Origin of the sequence: Limosilactobacillus pulli, assembly GCF_947381555.1 — a bacterium.
Lineage (GTDB): Bacteria > Bacillota > Bacilli > Lactobacillales > Lactobacillaceae > Limosilactobacillus > Limosilactobacillus pulli.
Genome location: NZ_CANCWQ010000071.1, coordinates 1 through 1,056 on the forward strand (window position 1 = coordinate 1; position 1,056 = coordinate 1,056).

Here is a 1,056-nt window from a genome sequence, read left to right on the forward strand (position 1 = left end):
AGGACTTTCCAATCGCGCAATTGGTCGCCAATTAGGAGTTAATCATCAAACAATTAATAACGAGCTCAACCGTGGTACGGTCCGCCAACTTCGTCGTCAAAAATCTAATGGTAAGATTTACGAATATTCTTACTACATCTATAGTTATGAAGCTGGTCAGGCCACATATCTTGAACATCACCGCCATTCTGGTCGTCGTCGCTTATATTATTCTTCAAAGCAATTTTTACGATTAGCTGATCAGCTAATGCTTGGTGAGTTTGACGACCACCATTACTCCCCACAAGCGGTTATTTATAAGGCTCGAGATTTAATGAATGATGGCACCCTGATCCCAAAGTCGGTTGTAACTTTATATCAATGGATTAATGAGGGTGTGCTTCGTACGTCCAATTTAGACCTCTTTGAAAAGCCTAAACGTAAGCATCATCGAACTCATCCGCAAGCTAAAAGGTGCTTAGGGCCTAATATTGCTCAACGACCTCAAACTGCGGACCAACGGTCCGAAATTGGCCATTGGGAACTAGATACAGTTCAGGGACAGAAAAACGGTAATGACAGTGTTGTACTAGTAATGACTGATCGCCTTTCACGAGTTAATATCACGAGTAAAATTGCTGGTAAAACTGCGCATGCAGTAAATCAGTTCTTTATAAATTTACGCCAGAAAATGGGCACAGATGCTTACTATCGCATCTTTAAGACAATAACCTCTGACAACGGTTCAGAATTTAGTGAGTTAACACAAGTTCACGATCATGTTTTCTATGCTGATCCGTATTCCCCTTGGGAACGTGGATCCAATGAGATCAATAACCGGTTTCTCCGCAAGGAGATTACCAAAGGTGAAGCTATAAATAACTATAGTAGTGCTCAGATCATAGCGACTAATGATTGGATGAATCACTATCCACGAGCTATGTTTAATGGACATTCGTCAATGGATATCTATCGTAAGGCCTTCTACCAAGAGATATCACAGCTCCATCAACCAATAATCAATTGGTCAGTATTATTTATTTGAGTCCAGTGGCTAACTTATTCTTGAAATTTAGG

1 protein-coding gene is annotated in these 1,056 nt (G+C 40.4%); it reads left to right on the forward strand.

Going from position 1 to position 1,056, the window contains the following annotated elements; all coding sequences use genetic code 11:
• The coding region (locus QOS03_RS09125) for an IS30 family transposase (protein WP_143454391.1) at positions 1-1,024 on the forward strand (1,024 nt) is incomplete at its 5' end.
• Positions 1,025-1,056: the final 32 nt, after the last annotated feature.